18 protein-coding genes and 1 tRNA gene are annotated in these 15441 nt (G+C 59.0%); 11 read left to right on the forward strand and 8 right to left on the reverse strand.

Annotated elements, in window-relative coordinates; genetic code table 11:
- Nucleotides 1-5: 5 nt before the first annotated feature.
- Both GSQ93_RS04005 and GSQ93_RS04010 read left to right on the forward strand, forming a co-directional pair.
- Nucleotides 6-416, forward strand: coding sequence for an integration host factor subunit alpha (locus GSQ93_RS04005; protein WP_031359001.1), 411 nt, complete (start codon nucleotides 6-8; stop codon nucleotides 414-416).
- 87 nt (nucleotides 417-503) lie between these two features.
- Nucleotides 504-893, forward strand: a complete 390-nt coding sequence (locus GSQ93_RS04010) for a MerR family transcriptional regulator (protein ID WP_158934332.1) — start codon at nucleotides 504-506, stop codon at nucleotides 891-893.
- Between the two features lie 129 nt (nucleotides 894-1022).
- On the opposite strand, the gene GSQ93_RS04015 is transcribed toward GSQ93_RS04010, so the two are convergent.
- Nucleotides 1023-1268 (reverse strand): hypothetical protein, encoded by a 246-nt coding sequence (locus tag GSQ93_RS04015; RefSeq protein WP_089160902.1) that lies wholly within the window; start codon nucleotides 1266-1268, stop codon nucleotides 1023-1025.
- A gap of 735 nt (nucleotides 1269-2003) precedes the next feature.
- Here GSQ93_RS04015 and GSQ93_RS04020 point away from each other — a divergent pair.
- The 3 genes from GSQ93_RS04020 to GSQ93_RS04030 all read left to right on the forward strand — a co-directional run bounded on the left by GSQ93_RS04020 (nucleotide 2004) and on the right by GSQ93_RS04030 (nucleotide 4731).
- Nucleotides 2004-2474 carry a VOC family protein gene (locus GSQ93_RS04020; protein ID WP_158934333.1) on the forward strand — a complete coding sequence of 157 codons (471 nt, stop codon included), beginning with the start codon at nucleotides 2004-2006 and terminating at the stop codon, nucleotides 2472-2474.
- A gap of 298 nt (nucleotides 2475-2772) precedes the next feature.
- Nucleotides 2773-4272: an MFS transporter gene (locus GSQ93_RS04025; RefSeq protein ID WP_158934334.1), complete on the forward strand. Its 1500-nt coding sequence runs from the start codon at nucleotides 2773-2775 to the stop codon at nucleotides 4270-4272.
- A gap of 132 nt (nucleotides 4273-4404) precedes the next feature.
- Nucleotides 4405-4731 carry an NIPSNAP family protein gene (locus tag GSQ93_RS04030; RefSeq protein ID WP_158934335.1) on the forward strand — a complete coding sequence of 109 codons (327 nt, stop codon included), beginning with the start codon at nucleotides 4405-4407 and terminating at the stop codon, nucleotides 4729-4731.
- Between the two features lie 128 nt (nucleotides 4732-4859).
- Here GSQ93_RS04030 and GSQ93_RS04035 read toward each other — a convergent pair whose 3' ends face one another.
- Entirely contained in the window at nucleotides 4860-5162 is a 303-nt protein-coding gene (locus GSQ93_RS04035; protein ID WP_158934336.1) for a hypothetical protein, read from the reverse strand.
- Nucleotides 5163-5787: 625 nt separating this feature from the next.
- Nucleotides 5788-6129 (reverse strand): hypothetical protein, encoded by a 342-nt coding sequence (locus GSQ93_RS04040; RefSeq protein ID WP_254073736.1) that lies wholly within the window; start codon nucleotides 6127-6129, stop codon nucleotides 5788-5790.
- Nucleotides 6130-6297: 168 nt separating this feature from the next.
- On the opposite strand from GSQ93_RS04040, the gene GSQ93_RS04045 reads away from it, so the two are divergent.
- Entirely contained in the window at nucleotides 6298-6537 is a 240-nt protein-coding gene (locus tag GSQ93_RS04045; RefSeq protein ID WP_158934337.1) for a hypothetical protein, read from the forward strand.
- 147 nt (nucleotides 6538-6684) lie between these two features.
- Here GSQ93_RS04045 and GSQ93_RS04050 read toward each other — a convergent pair.
- The 5 genes from GSQ93_RS04050 to GSQ93_RS04070 form a co-directional block, all read right to left on the reverse strand.
- A tRNA-Pro gene (locus GSQ93_RS04050) sits at nucleotides 6685-6761 on the reverse strand.
- A gap of 173 nt (nucleotides 6762-6934) precedes the next feature.
- Nucleotides 6935-7312 carry a hypothetical protein gene (locus GSQ93_RS04055; protein ID WP_158934338.1) on the reverse strand — a complete coding sequence of 126 codons (378 nt, stop codon included), beginning with the start codon at nucleotides 7310-7312 and terminating at the stop codon, nucleotides 6935-6937.
- Between the two features lie 121 nt (nucleotides 7313-7433).
- The gene (locus tag GSQ93_RS04060; protein ID WP_158934339.1) at nucleotides 7434-8402 is read right to left on the reverse strand and encodes a LysR family transcriptional regulator; all 969 of its coding nucleotides are present in this window, start codon (nucleotides 8400-8402) and stop codon (nucleotides 7434-7436) included.
- Nucleotides 8403-8468: 66 nt separating this feature from the next.
- The gene (locus GSQ93_RS04065) at nucleotides 8469-9449 is read right to left on the reverse strand and encodes a LysR family transcriptional regulator (protein ID WP_158934610.1); all 981 of its coding nucleotides are present in this window, start codon (nucleotides 9447-9449) and stop codon (nucleotides 8469-8471) included.
- A 38-nt stretch (nucleotides 9450-9487) separates the two neighbouring features.
- The gene (locus GSQ93_RS04070) at nucleotides 9488-10303 is read right to left on the reverse strand and encodes an IclR family transcriptional regulator (RefSeq protein ID WP_158934340.1); all 816 of its coding nucleotides are present in this window, start codon (nucleotides 10301-10303) and stop codon (nucleotides 9488-9490) included.
- Between the two features lie 255 nt (nucleotides 10304-10558).
- On the opposite strand from GSQ93_RS04070, the gene GSQ93_RS04075 reads away from it, so the two are divergent.
- The 5 genes from GSQ93_RS04075 to pcaD all read left to right on the forward strand — a co-directional run bounded on the left by GSQ93_RS04075 (nucleotide 10559) and on the right by pcaD (nucleotide 15441).
- Entirely contained in the window at nucleotides 10559-11263 is a 705-nt protein-coding gene (locus GSQ93_RS04075; protein WP_158934341.1) for a 3-oxoacid CoA-transferase subunit A, read from the forward strand.
- A gap of 108 nt (nucleotides 11264-11371) precedes the next feature.
- On the forward strand, nucleotides 11372-12040 hold the full coding sequence (locus GSQ93_RS04080; protein ID WP_158934342.1) for a 3-oxoacid CoA-transferase subunit B: 669 nt from the start codon (nucleotides 11372-11374) through the stop codon (nucleotides 12038-12040).
- A gap of 25 nt (nucleotides 12041-12065) precedes the next feature.
- Complete coding sequence (pcaF, locus tag GSQ93_RS04085; RefSeq protein ID WP_158934343.1) at nucleotides 12066-13268, forward strand: 3-oxoadipyl-CoA thiolase; 1203 nt, start codon at nucleotides 12066-12068, stop codon at nucleotides 13266-13268.
- Entirely contained in the window at nucleotides 13268-14653 is a 1386-nt protein-coding gene (locus tag GSQ93_RS04090; protein WP_158934344.1) for a 3-carboxy-cis,cis-muconate cycloisomerase, read from the forward strand. Before pcaF ends, GSQ93_RS04090 begins: the two co-directional genes overlap by 1 nt.
- A complete protein-coding gene (pcaD, locus tag GSQ93_RS04095; RefSeq protein WP_158934345.1) occupies nucleotides 14653-15441 on the forward strand; it encodes a 3-oxoadipate enol-lactonase in 789 nt (262 codons plus the stop codon). Before GSQ93_RS04090 ends, pcaD begins: the two co-directional genes overlap by 1 nt.

The raw sequence follows: 15441 nt of genomic DNA on the forward strand, positions 1-15441 counted from the left end.
TCGATATGAACCAAATGAACTCGAGTGATTTCGAAGCCCTTCTTTCGGCGCAACGTAGCGCCATGATCCGAGATGTTCCCACTTCGAACGGTGCGGCAACGGCAGAAACGCCTACGCTGACAAAAGCCGAATTGGCCGAAATGCTATTTGACCATGTCGGGTTGAATAAGCGCGAAGCCAAAGATATGGTGGAAGCATTTTTCGAGGTCATTCGCGACGCGCTTGAAAGCGGCGACAGTGTCAAGCTATCCGGCTTTGGCAACTTTCAGCTACGCGACAAACCGCAGCGTCCCGGACGTAATCCTAAAACGGGGGAAGCCATTCCCATCGCGGCGCGTCGTGTTGTCACGTTTCATGCGAGTCAGAAGTTGAAAGCACTGGTCGAAGCCGGTGCTGAAAACAGTTTCGGCCGCTGAAGTGACGGGCATTTGCCTTGTGCTGCCCGAGCGCTTTTTAGCGACATTTGCCCCATTCGCGACATTCACCACGATGGTTGATTGACGATGGAAAAAGTCGTCCTGCCTCCGATTCCGGCCAAGCGCTACTTCACCATCGGTGAGGTCAGCGAGCTATGCGGCGTCAAGCCGCACGTGCTGCGCTACTGGGAACAGGAATTCACGCAACTGAGGCCGGTAAAGCGACGTGGCAATCGCCGCTATTATCAGCATCACGAAGTACTGTTGATCCGCCGCATTCGTGAATTGCTTTATGAGCAGGGTTTCACGATCAATGGCGCGCGCAATCGGCTCGATTCACATGGTCGTCCGAACGGCTCGGCTGGCGATATCGAGGACATGCAGGAAAGCGGTGCGATTCCTCAAATGAATGTCGCGGTCGATGTCGATCAATTGCGTAAGGACATTCTGAAAGTGATCGATTTACTGGGCGAATGACAGCTCGCTGGGATCAAGCAGAAACTCAAGCAAAAAGGCGTCGCGATTAATCAGCGACGCCTTTTTCATGTTTGATCGAAGCAGGAGTGTGCGCTCGGTTTTACACGCTTTAGGCTTTGCCCGAAGCCGTTATTTTCTAGCGTTATCGCGTTTGAATTCGAGGATCGGCAAATCAGGTTCTGAAAGCATTGCCTTCAGTACATCATTCGCAAACTCCTCAACCACCGCATGCCATTCAATCGTGCCGACCGGAAAATCGCCGGGGCATTTTTTCCCCTGCGCCTTCCGGATTGCGCCGACGCTCAGACTCAACGCTCGCGCCCTCAGAAAGGTCGGATCGTTTGAGTCGGCTGGCGGGTTGATTTCGTGGTCCATAGATGGGCTTTCGGCAGCGGGTGAAAAAACTTTAGGGTGAATTTGGCGAAAAAGATTTGCGCGCCGGAAGGCGCCGGAACATGAGTGTACACAAGCAAAACAGGGCCGGAAGTGCGCAAAACGGGGACATAACCCATAACGACACGGTTCCCCTGATTGCCCCAGTCTGCGCTCAGCCGGTATCGTGCTTCGAGAACAGGGGAAAGCCGCGCGGCACGGCGGAGGCATTGGCGTCGCGATCAGCGACGCGGGCGTGAGGGGCAAAGTTCATACGTGAGCGATCTGTCTCGCCGGCGCAACGGTATGTTGCTTCGCCACTTTGCCGGTGTGTCATGGGCAAGTTCTGCGCAATGTTTCGAGGCGTTCATCGTGAAACACTTACTCGCTGATTCGTGGCGACAGGATTATCAGCGTGGCAAGGAAATACGAATGAATATGCTGATGAAATCTTCTAAATGACTTGTTCACACTGCGCTGTCAAATAAACGACCGCTTCATTGCAGGACAATCGACGCATGAACCGGTTCGATATAGACACGTTGGCTGTTTGTGCCGTCGTCGCGGTGTCGTGCGCCAACAATCCCGCATCTCTCGGTAACCAAACGCCAGTTTGAATAAAAAATTCTGCCTGACGTGTCGATTTGCGGGCTGATCGCGCGTCATATCGACAGGGGACGCGGTTCGGCGCGGTCTCTCTAGTTTGTTGGTCAACCCGTTACATCCAGGAGCAAAGCAATGTCCAATTCAGCTGTGAAACCGATCCCGGAAGGGATGCATACGATCACGCCTCACCTGGTTTGCAAGGGCGCGCCCGACGCCATTGAATTTTACAAAAAAGCATTCAACGCGGTCGAGCACATGCGTTTGCCGACGCCCGACGGCATGGTAATGCACGCCATGCTGGGCATCGGCGACTCGACGCTGATGCTGGCTGAGGAATTCCCGAATTGTGGCCATAGCGGGCCGCTGACGCTCAAGGGCTCGCCCGTCACGCTGCATTTGTATGTGAAAGACGTCGATGCCGCCGTCGCGCAAGCCGTCGCGGCCGGTGCAAAGGTGACCATGCCCGTCGCCGATATGTTTTGGGGCGATCGCTATGGCCAGATCGAAGATCCGTTCGGTCATCACTGGTCGCTCGCAACGCATACCCGCGACCTGACCGAGGACGAGATCCGCGAAGGAATGCCAAAGGCGATGCCGACGTAATTGCCGGCGAGTTAAGCTCGAAAGGCAGCGGGGCGCCGCGTATAGCCGCGTCTGGGGCGATAGTTCGTGGCGTCAACCCGGCGCACCACTTTAGTGCGCTGGTGGGTTCTGTGGGCATGGTCAAGCTTGATATCGCGGGGCTCGATCGGTTTATCGCGGCGAGTGAATAAGAGACAAGCGGCGGCCATGAGCGTTCTGTCAGCCGTCATTCAATAAATAACAAAAATGAATTTGGGATGACGAGCGTACGCCGGTAGGATCGCGCGTTCCGCAGCCTCTGCCATTGCACCCCGTCTCCATGTCGATATCCTTTGCGCCAGAGCCCGCCTTAGCGCCTGCATCCGCCTCAGCAGGCGCCGCCGCGCGCCCCGTCATCCGCAGCGCAGCCGATGTTTCGAAGCTCGTCAATCGTGGCGCCGCAGTCGGCAGCGACGCGCGCATCGTCATCGCCATTGCGCTCGGGGGCGTGTTCCTCGATGCCTATGATCTCGGCGCGCTCGCGTTCGGCGTGAAGGACATCGCCCGGGAGTTTTCGCTCACGCCGGCCGCGACCGGTTTTGTTGCTTCAGCGATTACGTTTGGCGCGATCATCGGCGCGTTCCTGGGAGGCTATCTGACCGACAAGATCGGCCGATACCGCGTTTTCATGGCCGACATGTTCTTCTTCGTGGTCGCCGCCATTGCATGCGGACTTGCGCCCAACGCCTGGGTGCTCGGCGGGGCACGTTTTGTCATGGGATTAGGCGTGGGCATCGATTTGCCGGTCGCGATGGCTTTCCTCGCAGAGTTTTCGCGCCTGAACGGGCGTGGCAACAAGGCGGCACGCATCGCGATGTGGTCCCCGACCTGGTACGCCGCCATCAGCGTGTCCTATTTGCTCGTGCTCGCGTTATACGCCGTACTGCCAGCCAGCCATTCCGGCTGGCTGTGGCGGCTGACGTTGGGTTTCGGTGCGCTGCCGGCGCTCGTGATCATTGCAGTTCGTAGCCGATATATCAGCGAGTCACCGGTCTGGGCTGCGAACCAAGGTGACTTGCGTGGCGCGGCGCAGATTTTGAAGCGCTCGTATGGCTTAGATGTCGAGGTCGATCCGGCCGCACTGCAAGGCTCCAAGAACCCCGTGCATAAAGCGACTTGGAGCAATTACGGCGCGTTGCTGCGGGGCGTATATCTGCGCCGGACGGTGCTTGCGACTGTCATCGCGGTGGCTTCATCGTTTGCTTACAACGCGGTGGCGTTCGGACTGCCGGTCATCATTTCCAGCTTCCTCGCGCAGTCGATGCTCACCACCATTCTCGCCTCGCTCGCGTTGAATCTGTGCTTTGCATTCGTGGGTGGATTGATCGCTGTGCGAACGGTGCCGAAGGTCGGAGCGTGGAAGCTGACCGTGCTGGGTTACGCGTTTCAATTGGCGGCGCTGATCGGGCTGGCGGTTGTCGGGCGTCCCTCGGGTGGGGCGCAGGTCGCGCTTGCGATTGGGTTTCTCGCGGTTTTCCTGCTTGGGCAAGGCTTCGGTCCGGGTTCACACAGCATGACGTTTGCGTCGCTCAGTTATCCGACGTCGTTGCGTGGTGTGGGCGTGGGTTTCAATCAGACGCTGATGCGCTCGAGTTCGACCGTTTCGCTGTTTTTGTTCCCCGTGCTTTCGGCGGCGCTTGGCACCAAGGTTTTCTGGATCATCGCGGTCGCGCCGCTCGCCGGGTTGATCGCGTTGCTGGCGATCCGGTGGGAACCGTCGGGATATGACGTCGATGCTGAGGATTTCGATACGGCTTCCGTCACCGTTAAACAAGCTTGATGTTAGTAAGCCGGCAGGCGATGTTTGATTGGCCGCGTGCGGCCTGAGCCAAACGCCGGTACGATTCCCTCATGGTGAATTCCAACCGCAGCGGGTTTGATCGCTGCATTACTTCAAGTCCATGAGGAAAAAATGATCGTAGAAATGCGTATTTATCACTGCGCGCCGGGTCGTCTGCCCGCATTGAACGACCGGTTCGCGAACATTACGCTGGGCTTTTTCAAGAAATACGGAATCGAACCGATCGGGTTCTGGACCACGCTGGCCGGTCCGAGCAACCACGCGCTGACCTACTTGCTGAAATGGGACAGCCTGGCTGAGCGCGAAACCAAGTGGAACGCGTTCCAGGCCGACGCCGAGTGGATCGCGAAGCGTGCCGAAACCGAGGCTAAGCAGCCTATTGTCGAGCGGATTGAAAATCACTTTCTGTCGCCGACAGCTTATTCCACCTTGCGTTGATGGCTTGATGCAGCTTTAAGCAGTAAATGTCGCGATGATGCAGCGATACGCCCGGTTATCGGATTCGATAACCGGGCGTTTTTGCGACTGACTTAACGAGGCGAGCTACAGTGCCGGATGCAGCGATGTCATGCTGCGTTAGCCGAACATGCGCTATCCGCCTTCGACGTATTCCGCGAGGTCCGGCGTCGCGGCGGCGCGGGCCGCGCAATTTCCGGCAGGCATCCATGCATTTGAAAGTAGTCGACTAATTCGGCTGCGGCCTGATAGTCGCGCTGGTTGAACCAGCCTTTCAACGCGTCCAGGAACGCATTGACGGCTTTATCGCCGTAGTCTTTCGTGACTTCCGCAACGGCTTCGGCCAGTGCGTTGTTACGCTGTGACGCGGACAACGTGCTCGCAATATGCGAAGCGTTCCTTGATACGGTCATCGCTTGAACAGGCGACAACTTGATATCGAATTTGGCGCTGATGCTAGTTGCCCGACTGGTTCTATGCGTCCGACTTTGTTGACTGGTTTTCATGTGTGTGACCCCGTTTCAGCAGATCAGGCCGCGGTAAATGCAATCCGCGGCTGTCTGGTAATTTTTATGTGTGTTGGATGCATGTGTTCAGACGGGTGTTTGCTACAGCAGTGCGCCGGCTGGACACGTTATAGATGCCGCTGCAAACAGGGTGCGGTCATCCATAGGTCAATACGCGGCGGGGGCGAAATTGGATGCGTGCAATGCAGCAAATTGCTGACTGCAGGGCGATAATTTTCCGACGCGGGTTTCATCGAGAAAATGCAAATGAGTTCGGCATGGATGCGCAAACGTTTGGCGCGGCAGATGTAAAAATTCAGGCGGTACAAGTATCTGGGCAGATCAGAAGTCGCTAAGAACGCCGGGCATTGTGCCGTTCACACAGTTCGAACGGAATGCCACCTAAAAAAATCGGTTTCGTTGTACGTAGTTATCCAAATCAATCAACGTGATTTCTCCATCGCGTCAAAGCAGTTTCGCTAAAGTGCACGTCGTAACCGCCGAGCATTGCTCAAACCTCACCATCCATCTCTTAGCCTAACGGTTTCGCTAAAATCACAAGGGCTTCACCTGCCGCGGCTATCGCGATGGCGGATTCAACCGGGTTCGTGCTGAGGAACGTCCAAAGACCGATATCGTCTCTGAACTGGTTCCAGGTTCCGACAAAACCGAGCGACAAAATTAGCCCGAAGAGCAGGCTGAATGCGATTGCCGCAGACAGCCACTTGTTGTGATCGACACTGGCCGGTGAAAACGCGAACGCGCTCAGACAGAGCAATTGCACGGCGAGAACCGCCAGTAATCCTGGATGGTATTGGACACCGTTGTACGTGAACGAACGCGACATGCGCGAGCGTTCATATCTGTTCCCCATGGCGCGTCCTCCTTCAATCGCTGTTCCGACCCATTCGCGAATCAGTTCGCGGGTCACTCTGTGGCTGCTGCACTACTGCCAAGATACGCGACGCGCCCCGCAGATTGGCTAAAGTTTTCCCGATTCTTGTCGTTATACCGGGCGCTACCTATTAGACCGGAGACCGTAATGAAGTCGGTAAGCGCAGAAATCGACATGGTGGAAAAGACGCTGTATGAACTCGTTCGGCGTCCACGCTTGATTCGCAGCAACTACTGGTCTACGCACATAGAGAGTTTTCTAGCGCGTCCGGGACTTCGGGTTCAGGATAAAGCGCGGCTTACTGCTTTGCGCGATTTGATCAGCGGCGTGGTACCAGCCGAAGAGATATCCCAGGATTTGCCAGTCGACGCTTTGACTGCAAGCTGAGCGGCACTGGTGCTGTCGGCGAACTGAATCGATCTGCTCAGACGCAGTTGATTCACGTGAGCTCCTTCGGGGTGGAGGAGTGCACGCAGCAAAGAAAAAAGGACTTAGCCCGTGAGAGCTAAGTCCTTGATTTTCCTACTGCTGTCTTGGTCGGGGCGACAAGATTTGAACTTGCGACCCCCTGCACCCCATGCAGGTACGCTACCAGGCTGCGCTACGCCCCGAAAGAAGGAAGAGTATATCAGAGACTCTTAAATTTTAGAACCTGCAGACTCATGTTCGAAGTAAAAGCCCGTCAGTTTCACTCTTCCATCGAGCAAATTGCGTTCATTCCGCCACCGTGCCGCATGCCGGAACGCAGCGCCGCGATTCGGCTCAGACTGCAACCCGTCCGCACTCAATATCGCAACTCCGACTGCGTGTATTCGGACGTCTGGATGGTCACCGACGGATCGACCGAACTTCGGCTCCTCGCGCGAAATCTCAAGGCCATCACAGCGGCAACTACGCACGGAATCGCGTAAGCCACCGCGCGCTCACCGCAAGCGGACAACGACGATAAATCGATGTATCGCTCACGATCGGTCGTGGTAGCTGAAGCGAAAACGAAAGTCAGCGTGAAATCCAGCAGCATCGCCAGGCAGCAGAAGCCCATGAAAATGAGCGCGCCGTTGAACATTGACGTGCGGCGCCCGGTGTTCAGCGTGTTGCAGACAAACACAAACGCCCCCAACAGCACGAAATTGAGGATCAACGGAAACCAGGGGAAATTCATCACACGCCCGCTTGGTAGTCTTGGTAGTGGAGGGAAAGAGCCATCGGTCAACGATTCCAGAGAATCGAATGAGCGAAGTGGCGCGATCTTCACACGAGCGGTAATGTGATTTGAATACGATTTATCCTAGTTTTCCAGGCGCGGGCGAAGAAACGCGTGAGCGACCGGGTGGAATCGGACGCGGCATGGAGCCGTCGACGGAATCATCGGTGGCGAGTGCTGCCGAGACGAAATCGATGAACGTCCGCACCTTCGTCGTCATGTATTTGCGGCTCGTGTAGACGGCGTACACGCGCGGGGCGAATGTCGTGTAATCGGGGAAAAGGCGCGTCAGCGCGCCCGACGCCAATTCCTGCGCGACGATCCATTCGGGGAAGTAGGCGAGGCCAATTCCAGCGCGCACCAGTTGCAGCATCATGGAGCTGTCGTTGGTCTTGAGCACCGCGCTGTTCTTCACCGCGAACACGCCATCCGGCCCCGAGAACTCGACCGTGTCCACACTCGTATAAGTCGGCAGCACGATTTCATGACGTTCGCTGAGTTCACTGGGGTGCAGCGGATAACCCCGCCGCTTCAAATACTCTGGCGAGCCAACGAGCACGAACGGTACTCTGCAGAGCGGTCGCACGATCATCGTAGGGGACGGTTCGGAGGTTGCTCGCAACGCCATGTCATAACCTTCTTCCACCAGATCGACGAAGCGGTTTTCCAGGCGCAGATCGATCAGCACGTCCGGATAACGCGCCCGATACGCAACCAGGATATCGGCGAACTTCGCGGTCGCGAACCAGCCCGGCGCCGTGATCTTCAGCACACCTCGCGGCTGATCGGTCTGTGACCCGACCGCGGCTTCAGCAGCCTGCAAAATATCCAGCGCTTCCCGGCACTGCTCGTAATAAACACTACCGGCTTCCGTCAGGCTCAGATGACGCGTGGTCCTGTTCAGCAAACGAACGCTGAGTTGCCGCTCGAGATTGGCGACGTGCTTGCTGGTCATCGCCGTGGAAATATCCAGCCGCTCGGCGGCTTTGACAAAACTGCCGGCTTCGACAACATCGCGGAAAACTCGCAGGCTGGTTAATGCATCCATGACACGGCATCCATGACACTTCCTGGCAGGAAACAAAGTGCTTAGTTTATCGGCGCTTATCGGCGTTTAGCGGTGTTTGTCGGCACGCCGAGGGTGCTCGGGAAGCTTAGGCCACTCGTCGAGTTCATCGTTGAACAGCGAAGCGACTACGCCGCGCAGCCACAGGGTGCGCGGATCGTTGTGAAACTTGCGATGCCAGTGCTGCTTCAGATCGAAGTTCGGCAAGGGCAGCGGCGGTTCGGCGAGCGTGATGGACGCATGTTCAGCCACGTACGCATAGCCGATGGCGTGCGGCACGGTCGCGATCAGGTCGGTGCGCGACAGAATGAACGGCAACGACATGAAGTGCGGCGTCTCAAGCACAGCGCGGCGGCGGATACGTTTCTTATCGAGGAAATTCTCCAGGACTTCCTGGCTTCGGCCCTCGGCTCGCACGACCGCGTGGCCGCATTCAACATACTGCGCAAGCGTCAGCGGGCCGCGCGAATAGGGATGATCGCGCCGCATCAGGCAAATGAAGCGATGCGAAAAGAGCCGCTGCTGGAAGAAATTGTTGCCGGCGAGATCGGGAAAATAACCGATGGCCAGATCGATGTCACCGCTCTCCAGAGCACGCTCGACCTGATCGTGTTTCAACGATACCGAGCGCAGGTTTGCCCGAGGCGCGACGCTGGCGAGGGTCTGCAACAAACGTGGCAAGAACACGATTTCACCGACGTCCGAGAGCGCGATGGCGAAGGTATCGGTGGTGACCGCGGGATCGAAGTGCTGGGTATCGAGCAATCCGCGCTCGATCCGGTTAAGCGCCTCGCGAGCAACGGGCACGAGCGCCAAGGCACGCGGCGTCGGCTCCATGCCGCGCGATGTCCGCACGAACAACGGATCATTGAAATACTCGCGCAAGCGGCCGAGCGCCGTGCTGACACGCGGCTGGCTCACGCCAAGCCGTTCTGCTGCCCGGCTCACGTTGCGCGTCTCCTCGATCGCGACCAGATACGGAATCAGGTTGAGATCGAGGTCGTGTAGCGCGAGATCCCCGGGTTTCATCGCCATGGTTTGATCATCATGATTCGGTCGGCCTCCGCCTAGCCGCGTCTCGCGACCATCTCGGAGACACGCTGGGCCGCGTCCAGCAGCGGGTCGAGAAATGCCTTCACCATTTGCTTCGCGTTCTTGCGCTGCGCGTTGCCGCTGATATTAAGTGCCGCGATGACGCGTCCCTGGCGGTCGCGGATGGGCGCGGACATCGAAATGAGGCCTTCTTCCAGTTCCTGGTCGACGATCGACCAGCCTTGCTTGCGCACCACGGCCAGCGCGGCTTTCAGCACGGTTTTGTCGGTAAGCGTGCGAGGCGTGCGGGCTTCCAGCGGACTGGCATCCAGCACGGCGTCGAGTTTGTCGTCGTCGAGCGAGGCGAGCAGTACGCGGCCGAGCGACGTGCAAAACGCGGGTAATCGGCTGCCGATAGACAAGTTGATCGTAATGATCTTATGCGTGGGCACGCGCAGCACGTACACAATTTCCGTGCCGTTCAGCACGGCCGCCGAACAGCTCTCGTGCACCTGGCTCACCAGTTCTTCCATCACCGGTTCGGCCAGATTCCAGAACGGCATCGATGTCAGGTAGGCGAAGCCAAGGTCGAGGATTTTCGCGGTCAACGTGAAATGGCGGCCGTCGGCATCGACGTAACCGAGCGCCTGAAGGGTCAGCAGAATGCGGCGCGCGCCGGCGCGCGTCAGCCCCGACGCGGCGGCGACTTCCGACAAGGTTTGCGCCGGGCGCGTAGCATCGAAGGAGCGAATGACCGATAAACCGCGCGCGAACGATTGCACATAAGCGTCGCCGGGCCGCGACGGAGACTCCGGATCAGGTGTATCGGCTTCGGCGGGGGACGTGGTCATCGCTGTCTGGTCCTGAAAAAATCGGGCAAATTGCGAGCAAATCGTGAGCACATCGGTACAAACCCGAGGATCATTGACAGCGCAACGAATGCGGGAATACCATACGTTTGTTCGCTAAACGAATCGATGTTCGCACAGCGAACTTAAAAATGCAAGCGACGCCGGTCGAAATCAAGTCACCCGGCGCGCTTTGATTCAGTTGCAATGCGGCTTTGGTGCATTCGGCATTCAGCACTCGTCAAAGGAAGAGACGGCATGATCAACAAGATTTTCGACTCGCTGAGTTCAGCGGTGAAGGACGTTCAGGACGGCGCGACCGTGATGATCGGTGGGTTCGGCACGGCGGGCATGCCGTCGGAACTGATCGATGCGCTGATCGAGCAGGGCGCGCGCGAACTGACCATCGTGAACAACAATGCGGGCAATGGCGAGATCGGCCTCGCGGCGCTGTTAAAAGCGAAACGCGTGCGCAAGATCATTTGCTCGTTTCCGCGTCAGAGCGATTCGCAAGTGTTCGACGGCTTGTATCGCGCGGGCGAACTCGAGCTTGAACTCGTGCCGCAGGGCAATCTCGCGGAGCGCATTCGCGCGGCGGGTGCGGGTATCGGCGGATTTTTTACGCCCACGGCCTACGGCACGAAGCTGGCTGAAGGCAAGGAGACGCGTTTTATCGATGGCCGGCATTACGTGCTCGAAGCACCGCTGCACGCCGATTTCGCGCTGATCAAAGCATTCAAGGGCGATCGGTGGGGCAATCTCGTGTATCGCAAAACGGCGCGCAACTTCGGGCCGATCATGGCGATGGCAGCGAAAACGGCCATCGTGCAAGTCTCCCAAGTTGTTCCGCTCGGCGCGCTGGATCCGGAAGACATCGTGACGCCGGGCATCTTCGTGCAGCGCGTGATCGAGGTGCCGCAAGCGGTGCACGCGGCAGAGCTGGCGGCGGCAAAAGCGGCTTAATAGCGCCGCTTTTGTGCACGCAGCGCATGCGGCGACGCTAAGGCTAGCTTCTTAGACCAACGCCATAGCCCAGCCGCAACAACGAATGCATCAAGCAAGGACATCGACATGAAAAAACTGACTCGTGACGAAATGGCGCAACGCGTCGCCCATGACATTCAGGAAGGCGCGTATGTGAACCTGGGCATCGGCGTGCCGACGCTCGTCGCCAACCATCTCGCGGCGGATCGCGAAATCTTCCTGCATAGCGAAAACGGTCTGCTCGGCATGGGCCCGGCGCCGGAGAAAGGCGCGGAAGATGACGAACTGATCAACGCCGGCAAACAACACGTGACGCTGCTCACCGGCGGCGCGTATTTCCACCACGCCGATTCGTTCGCGATGATGCGCGGCGGCCACCTCGACATCTGCGTGCTCGGCGCGTTCCAGGTGTCGGCCAAGGGCGATCTCGCGAACTGGCACACGGGCGCACCTGATGCCATTCCCGCTGTTGGCGGCGCGATGGATCTGGCGATCGGCGCGAAGAAGGTCTTCGTAATGATGGAGCTGCTCACCAAGCAAGGCGAAAGCAAGCTGGTGCCCGAATGTTCCTATCCGGTAACGGGCGTGAATTGCGTGAATCGCGTGTACACGGATCACGGCGTGTTCGACGTGACGCCGAACGGGTTCGTGGTGCGGGAAATTATCGAAGGCCTGTCGTTCGACGAACTGCAGAAACTGGCGCAGGTGCCGCTGACGTTTGAACCGCTCGAAGCGGCTACTACGCTCGACGCGTAATCAAAGAGTATTCAAGGAGATGGGCATGAAAGAAGCTTTCATTTGCGACGGGATTCGCACGCCGGTCGGCCGTTACGGCGGCGCGTTGTCCTCAGTTCGTGCCGACGACCTCGGCGCCGTGCCGCTGCGAGCGTTGATGGAGCGCAATAAGGACGTGGACTGGAACGCCGTCGATGACCTGATCTTCGGCTGCGCGAACCAGGCGGGCGAAGACAACCGCAACGTCGCGCGCATGTCGGCGTTGCTGGCCGGTTTGCCCGACAGCGTGCCCGGCTCGACGATCAACCGCTTGTGCGGATCGGGTATGGACGCAATCGGCGTGGCCGCGCGGGCGATCAAGTCGGGCGAAGCGACGCTGATGGTTGCGGGCGGCGTGGAAAGCATGAGCCGTGCGCCGTTCGTGCAGGGCAAGGCGACGACGGCGTTTTCGCGTCAGGCAGAGATCTTCGATACAACCATCGGCTGGCGTTTCGTCAATCCGCTGATGAAGAAACTGCATGGCGTGGATTCGATGCCGGAGACGGCCGAAAACGTCGCGACCGACTATAAGGTGAGCCGCGAAGACCAGGACGCGTTTGCTGTGCGCAGCCAGCAGAAAGCGTCGCGCGCTCAGAAGGACGGCACGCTTGCACAAGAGATCGTGGCGGTGTCGATCGCGCAGAAAAAGGGCGATCCGGTGCTGGTCACGCAAGACGAACATCCGCGTGAAACGAGCATGGAAGCGCTCGCGAGACTGAAGGGTGTCGTGCGTCCGGATGGCACGGTGACGGCGGGCAATGCGTCGGGCGTGAACGATGGCGCGGCGGCTTTGCTCATCGCCGATGAAGACAGCGCCAAGCGCTTCGGCCTCGTGCCGCGTGCGCGCGTGTTGGGCATTGCGACCGCTGGCGTGCCGCCGCGCGTGATGGGCATCGGGCCGGCGCCGGCGTCGCAGAAGCTGATGAAGCGCCTGGGCATGACCATCGATCAATTCGATGTGATCGAGTTGAACGAGGCGTTTGCGTCGCAAGGTTTGGCTGTGCTGCGCATGCTTGGCATTGCCGACGACGATCCTCGCGTCAATCCGAACGGCGGCGCGATCGCGCTCGGCCATCCGCTCGGCATGAGCGGCGCACGCCTGGTCACGACCGCGATGTATCAGTTGCATCGGACCGGCGGACGCTTTGCGCTGTGCACGATGTGCATCGGCGTGGGTCAGGGCATTGCGATCGTCATCGAGCGTGTGTGATGTCTGAGCCGACATTTTCGGCAGCGGGACGGCTGACGGACCTGATCTGCGGCACGCGCGAAATGAACGCCGTGTGGTCCGCGCGCCAGACCGTCCAGTCGATGCTGGATGTCGAGGCGGGGCTCGCGCGGGCATCGGCGTTGCATGGCGTGATTCCGGCGAGCGCGGTCGATGCGATCGTGACTGCTTGCAGCCCTGATCTGATCGATGCCGACGCGTTGATGATCGGCGCTGCGTCCGGCGGCAATCTTGCGATTCCGCTAGTGAAATTGCTGACCGCGGCGGTCAAACTTAAGGACGCCGATGCCGCCAAGTACGTGCATTGGGGCGCGACGAGCCAGGACATCATCGATACCGGTACGGTCCTGCAACTGCGCACCACGTTCGATCTATTGGACGCCGGTTTGAATGACGCGTGCGAGGCGCTTGCACTTCAGGCGGAGAAATATCGAACAACGCCGGCAATCGGCCGGACGTGGCTTCAGCAAGCCTTGCCGATCACGCTCGGCCTTAAATTCGCTCAATGGCTCGATGCGTTGACGCGGCATCGCGAGCGTCTTGCGCAGTGCCGCTCGCGTGTGCTCGCGCTGCAATTCGGCGGCGCGGCAGGCACGTTGGCAAGTTTGAGGGACAAGGCACCGTTGGTCGCCCAATCTCTTGCCGATGACCTCGGCCTGCAACTTCCTTCGTTGCCGTGGCATACCCAACGCGATCGCATAGCGGAAGCAGCGGCATCTTTCGGCATCCTGATCGGTACGCTGGGGAAAATCGCCCGCGATATCTCCTTGCAGATGCAAACGGAAGTCGGCGAGCTGGCCGAGCCGGCTGCAGCGGGCAAGGGCGGTTCATCAACGATGCCGCACAAGCGCAACCCCGTAGGCTGCGCTGCTGTTTTAACGGCCGCCATGCGTGCGCCGAATCTGGTCGCGACCGTGTTCAGCGGCATGGTTCAGGAGCATGAACGCGCGCTCGGCGGCTGGCAGGCCGAATGGGAAGCGCTGCCCGATCTTGCACGCCTGACGGGCGGCGCGCTCGCGCAGATCACGGTGATTGTGTCGAACATCGAAGTGAACGCCGGGCGGCTTGCAGCCAACCTGGAGCTCACGCATGGGCTGATTCTCGGCGAAGCGGTGATGCTCGCGCTCGGCGACCGGATTGGCAGGCTCGACGCGCACTCGCTCGTGGAACATGCATCGAAGCAAGCCGTGGCGACTGGCGCGACCCTTTACGATGTGCTCGTGAGCGACGAGCGTGTCACGCACCATCTCTCCCTTGTCCAACTGCAAGCGCTGCTTGATCCGGCGAACTACGTGGGTCAAGCGCACGCTTTTGTCGATGCCGCGTTGCGCGCGCATCGACTCCCTTCATCCAGGAGTCTTCCGTAATGCCTTTTGCCGCCGTCAACGGTATTCAACTCTTCTATCGCATCGACGCCACTGCAGGCAGCGACGCGCCCTGGCTCGTGTTGTCGAATTCGCTCGGCGCCGATGTCTCGATGTGGACACCGCAAGTCGAAGCGCTCGCGGCGAAATATCGCGTGTTGCGTTACGACACGCGCGGTCATGGCCGTTCGGACGCGCCCAAGGGTCCGTACACACTCGCCCAACTCGTAGGCGACGTGATCGGTTTGCTCGACACACTCGGCATCCAGCGCGCGCATTATTGCGGCCTTTCGATGGGCGGCCTGACCGGCATCGCGCTCGCTGCACGCCACCCGGAGCGCTTCGAGCGCGTGGTGCTGTCGAATACGGCGGCGCTGATTGGCTCGGACGCAGTATGGACGCCTCGGGCTGCGAAGGCCCGCGAGGAGGGCGGCATGCCTGCTCTGGCCGATGCCGTCCTGCCCCGCTGGTTTACGGCTGGCTTCATGGCAGCACAGCCCCTTTTACTATCGGGTATTCGCGACGTATTCCGCCACACATCGGGCGAAGGTTACGCGTCGAATTGCGAAGCGATTCGTGACGCCGATTCGCGTGAAGAAGCGAGGACCATCAAGGCGCCGGTGCTGGTTATTTCGGGCACGCACGACCAGTCGACGACTGCCGCGCAAGGACGCGAACTGGCCAGATACATCGCGGGTTCGCGTTACGTCGAACTCGATGCCGCGCACTTGTCGAATATCGAGCAAGCGGATATCTACACAAAAACGTTGCTCGATTTCCTGGGAGCCTGA

The organism is Burkholderia sp. S171 (assembly GCF_009766085.1).
GTDB lineage: Bacteria > Pseudomonadota > Gammaproteobacteria > Burkholderiales > Burkholderiaceae > Caballeronia.

Coding starts and splice junctions, on each gene's coding strand:
- GSQ93_RS04070 (WP_158934340.1), bottom strand. CDS start 10,303: ATGACCACGTCCCCCGCCGAAGCCGATACACCTGATCCGGAGTCTCCG.
- GSQ93_RS04055 (WP_158934338.1), bottom strand. CDS start 7,312: ATGAATTTCCCCTGGTTTCCGTTGATCCTCAATTTCGTGCTGTTGGGG.
- GSQ93_RS04020 (WP_158934333.1), top strand. CDS start 2,004: ATGTCCAATTCAGCTGTGAAACCGATCCCGGAAGGGATGCATACGATC.
- GSQ93_RS04035 (WP_158934336.1), bottom strand. CDS start 5,162: ATGACCGTATCAAGGAACGCTTCGCATATTGCGAGCACGTTGTCCGCG.
- GSQ93_RS04075 (WP_158934341.1), top strand. CDS start 10,559: ATGATCAACAAGATTTTCGACTCGCTGAGTTCAGCGGTGAAGGACGTT.
- GSQ93_RS04080 (WP_158934342.1), top strand. CDS start 11,372: ATGAAAAAACTGACTCGTGACGAAATGGCGCAACGCGTCGCCCATGAC.
- GSQ93_RS04025 (WP_158934334.1), top strand. CDS start 2,773: ATGTCGATATCCTTTGCGCCAGAGCCCGCCTTAGCGCCTGCATCCGCC.
- GSQ93_RS04015 (WP_089160902.1), bottom strand. CDS start 1,268: ATGGACCACGAAATCAACCCGCCAGCCGACTCAAACGATCCGACCTTT.
- GSQ93_RS04010 (WP_158934332.1), top strand. CDS start 504: ATGGAAAAAGTCGTCCTGCCTCCGATTCCGGCCAAGCGCTACTTCACC.
- GSQ93_RS04065 (WP_158934610.1), bottom strand. CDS start 9,449: ATGAAACCCGGGGATCTCGCGCTACACGACCTCGATCTCAACCTGATT.
- GSQ93_RS04045 (WP_158934337.1), top strand. CDS start 6,298: ATGAAGTCGGTAAGCGCAGAAATCGACATGGTGGAAAAGACGCTGTAT.
- GSQ93_RS04060 (WP_158934339.1), bottom strand. CDS start 8,402: ATGGATGCATTAACCAGCCTGCGAGTTTTCCGCGATGTTGTCGAAGCC.
- pcaF (WP_158934343.1), top strand. CDS start 12,066: ATGAAAGAAGCTTTCATTTGCGACGGGATTCGCACGCCGGTCGGCCGT.
- GSQ93_RS04090 (WP_158934344.1), top strand. CDS start 13,268: ATGTCTGAGCCGACATTTTCGGCAGCGGGACGGCTGACGGACCTGATC.
- GSQ93_RS04040 (WP_254073736.1), bottom strand. CDS start 6,129: ATGGGGAACAGATATGAACGCTCGCGCATGTCGCGTTCGTTCACGTAC.
- pcaD (WP_158934345.1), top strand. CDS start 14,653: ATGCCTTTTGCCGCCGTCAACGGTATTCAACTCTTCTATCGCATCGAC.
- GSQ93_RS04005 (WP_031359001.1), top strand. CDS start 6: ATGAACCAAATGAACTCGAGTGATTTCGAAGCCCTTCTTTCGGCGCAA.
- GSQ93_RS04030 (WP_158934335.1), top strand. CDS start 4,405: ATGATCGTAGAAATGCGTATTTATCACTGCGCGCCGGGTCGTCTGCCC.